This is a genomic window from Mesorhizobium sp. M4A.F.Ca.ET.090.04.2.1 (assembly GCF_003999085.1).
GTDB lineage: Bacteria > Pseudomonadota > Alphaproteobacteria > Rhizobiales > Rhizobiaceae > Mesorhizobium.
The window spans coordinates 1-3,507 of the sequence record NZ_RZOT01000596.1 but is presented as its reverse complement, the minus strand read 5'-3'; the positions used below and the strand labels follow the sequence as shown (position 1 = coordinate 3,507).

Genomic DNA, 3,507 nt, shown 5'->3' with positions numbered 1-3,507 from the left:
CCGTCGGCCTTGGCGAAGGCCGGCAACGGATCGTCCGATATCGGCACGTTGATGATACCGATGCCGGCAAGCTCGCCGGCATCCTTGCCGAGATAGGGCGAGCCTGGCCGCTCGACCGCGCCGGCGACGCGCGCCCCCGGCATCGTGTGAATGGCGCGGATCAGCGTCTGGCCCATGCGGCCTGCCGCGCCCACCACCACCAGGCCCATATCCCCCGTTTCGCTCATGCCTGTCTCCCCACCACCTTCTTCGCGCGGCTGCGCTGGACTGGAGTTTGGATTGGCTTGGCGTCGTCGACAAGCCCCAGCCCTTTCTTGCCCTGCACCCGGTGGAAGCGGGCATAGACGCTGTGCGGGTCGGCCATCAGCGAGGCATGCGTGCCTTCCTCGACCAGCCGGCCCTCCTCCAGCACGATGATGTGGTCGGCATTGACCACCGTCGACAGCCGGTGCGCGATGACGATCGTCGTGCACCCTTCCATGACATGGGTCAGCGCCTCCTGGACGCGCGCCTCCGCCTCATTGTCGAGCGCCGAGGTCGCCTCGTCGAGCAGCAGGATCGGCGCCTGGCGCACGATGGCGCGGGCGATCGAGACGCGCTGGCGCTGGCCGCCCGACAGCGTCACGCCGTTCTCGCCGACTGGCGTGTCGTAGCCTTGCGGCTGCTGGCGGATGAAGTCATCCGCCGCCGCCTGCTTTGCCGCCCATTCGATCTCGGCGTCGCTGGCTGAAAGCCGTCCATAGCGGATGTTGTCGCGGATCGTGCCCTCGAACAGGTAGGGCGCCTGCGAGACATAGGCGATCGATTGGCGCAGCGACTGCTTGGTCACCTTCGAAATGTCCTGGCCATCGACCTCGATGCTGCCGGCCTCGACATCGTAGAAGCGCTGCAGCAGCGCCACCAGCGTCGATTTGCCGGCGCCGGATGCGCCGACGATGGCCGTCACCTTGCCGGCGGCGGCGGTAAAGCTCAATTCCTTAAGCACCGGCGCGTCGGCGGCATAGCGGAACGAGACATTGTGGAAACGCACCTCGCCGCTGGTGATCCTCACTTCGACCGCGCCCGGCGCGTCGCCCTGCTGTGGCTGCTGGTCGAGCAGCTCGTAGATCATGCGCGCGTTGACCAGCGACCGCTCCATGCCAACCTGCATGCGCGCCAGGCGGCGAGCCGGATCATAGGCCAGGATCAGCGCCGTGATGAAGGAAAAGACCGCGCCCGGTGGCTGTCCGAGCACCAGCGCCCGGTAGCCGGAATAGGCGATGACGCCGGTGACGGCGAGGCCGGCCAACATGTCGGAAATCGGCGTCAGCCGCTCCGAGACGCGGGCGATCTTGTTGCCCCGCTGCTCGGCACTCTCGGCGAGCTTGCCGATGCGGCGCGCCAGTTCCCCCTCCATGGTGAACGCCTTGGCGATGGCTATGCCTTGCGTCGCCTCCTGCATGGCGCCGATCAGCCGCGAGTTGATCTGCACGGATTCGCGCGCGATGCGGCGCACGCGGCGCATCAGATAGACGACGGTGTAGATCAGCGGCGGTCCGATCAGCAGCGACGAGAGCGATAGCAGCGGATCCTGGTAGATCATGACGGCGATGAGGCCGACCAGCGTCACCCCGTCGCGCGCGATCGAGGTCAGCGTCATCGACAGCAGGTCGCGGATGCCGTTGATATTCTCGTTGACCTGCGCAGCGAGCTGGCCCGAACGCGTGTCGTTGAAGAAACCGACGCCAAGCTTCATCAGATGGTCGAAGACGCGCTTCTGGTAGCGCGCCACCAGATTGTTGCCGATCCGGGCCAGCGTCACCGCCTGGCCATAGGTGGCGAGCCCGCGCAGCATGAAGGAGCCCATGATCCCGGCGCAGATCAGCACGATCAGATCGCCGCGCCGCTCATAGAAGATCTGGTTGACGACCGGGCTCATCACCCAGGCGGTGAAGGCCGTCGTTGCCGATACTGTCAGCAGGCAGAGAGTGGCGAAGATATAGGCCGAGCGGTATTCACGGCCGTTTTCGGCAATGATGCGGCGCAGCACCGCCCAGGTCTCGCCGGGCCGGGCCGTCGCTTGGTGTTGAAGCTGGTTCAAATCGAGGGTCGTTCCGTGGTTCCGTCTGGAAATTCGGCACCCCTCTTAGCGTTCCCGTCGCGGCTTGCCTATGGCGAAACTTCGTCGCGGCGCGATTCGCGATCCGACAACCAGGGCGCGAAGCGCTACAGCCGCCAGCGCCGCCCCGCCGTCTGCACGCCGAACAGCGAGGGGTTCCTGGCATAGGCAGCGAGGCCGAGCAGCGCCGCCAGCGGGTGGGTGATGACATAGACGGGCATCGCCCGCATCAGCGCGCTGTGTGGCGCCTTGTCTTCGAAGGCCGAGCGGAAATTGCCCGCTTTCAGCGCCGGCACGATCTTCTGCGCGATGCCGCCGGTGAGGAAGACGCCGCCGCGGCTCATGAACACCAGCGCGAGGTCGCCGGCGGTGCGGCCGAGGCAGGTGACGAACATCGACAGCGCTTCCTCCGCCACCGGGTCGGACTTCGCCAGCGCCGCGCCGGTGATCTCGGCCGGCGCCCTGAAGGGCGCCGGCTTGCCGTCGGCCTTGGCCACCGCGCGGTAGACATTGACCAGGCCACGCCCGCACAGGATCTGTTCGCCGGAAACGCGACCCTCGAGCCGCTCTATATGCTGGAAAACCTGGAAATCGCGCGGCGAGCGCGGGCCGATATCCATGTGCCCGCCTTCGCCCGGCACCGGTATCCAGTGGTTGAGCGCATAGATCAGCCCGGCGACGCCGAGCCCGGTGCCGGGCCCGAGCACGACGCGGCTGGCGTTCGGCTCCGGCGCGCCGCCGCCGATCTTCTCCATATGCTCCTCGCCGAGCGCGACGACGGCCAGCGCCTGCGCCTCGAAGTCGTTGAGCACGACGACCTCGCTCAAGCCCAGATTGGCGAACATCTGCTTCGGTTTCACCACCCAGGGGCAATTGGTGAGTGGGATCTCGTCGCCGTCGACCGGCCCGGCGATCGCCAGCACGGCCGAATTCGGCCGCACCGAAGAGCGGTCGAGCACCGCCGCCTGGATCGCCTCGTCGATGGTGTTGAAGCTGGCCGTCTGGACGATCTGCGGCTCGGTTGGCTCCGAATTGGCGTCGAGCACGATCGAGAAGCGCGCATTGGTGCCGCCGATGTCGCCGATCAGGACCGGAAACCGCAGCGTTGTCTCGTCTTCACCTGCCATGCTGTTGTTCGTCCCCGTTCCGGCAGTCTGCCGTTTGTCTCTTCGTTGAACTAGCGCATGGGCTTGCAAAGGGAAAGCCGCTTCGCGTCAGCTTGAATTTCGTCCTTTTCAGCGTTGGCGCTGCCCCTCACCTGCCTGCCGGCACCTCTCCCCGCATAGTGACGGGGAGAGGGACGCTGTCATTCGCGATTTCGCCAATCATCAGCGTTGCGGAAAGGAGTGCCAGCGCTGCGGCCAGTGTCCAGCCGATAGATGGGTAACAGTTTGAACCGGATACATAGG

At 66.2% G+C, this 3,507-nt stretch carries 2 protein-coding genes and 1 pseudogene; all 3 read right to left on the bottom strand.

Going from position 1 to position 3,507, the window contains the following annotated elements:
* Nucleotides 1-227 (bottom strand): annotated as a pseudogene (locus tag EN781_RS28815) (4-hydroxy-tetrahydrodipicolinate reductase); the annotation flags it as partial.
* Nucleotides 224-2,080 carry an ABC transporter ATP-binding protein gene (locus tag EN781_RS28810; protein ID WP_126057297.1) on the bottom strand — a complete coding sequence of 619 codons (1,857 nt, stop codon included), beginning with the start codon at nucleotides 2,078-2,080 and terminating at the stop codon, nucleotides 224-226. The pseudogene EN781_RS28815 and the gene EN781_RS28810, both read right to left, overlap by 4 nt.
* Before the next feature lie 125 nt (nucleotides 2,081-2,205).
* Entirely contained in the window at nucleotides 2,206-3,225 is a 1,020-nt protein-coding gene (locus tag EN781_RS28805) for a glucokinase (RefSeq protein ID WP_126057296.1), read from the bottom strand.
* Nucleotides 3,226-3,507: the final 282 nt, after the last annotated feature.

Bases quoted from the DNA above. Each gene is read 5' to 3' on its own strand.
- EN781_RS28805 (WP_126057296.1), bottom strand. From the start codon at position 3,225: ATGGCAGGTGAAGACGAGACAACGCTGCGGTTTCCGGTCCTGATCGGC.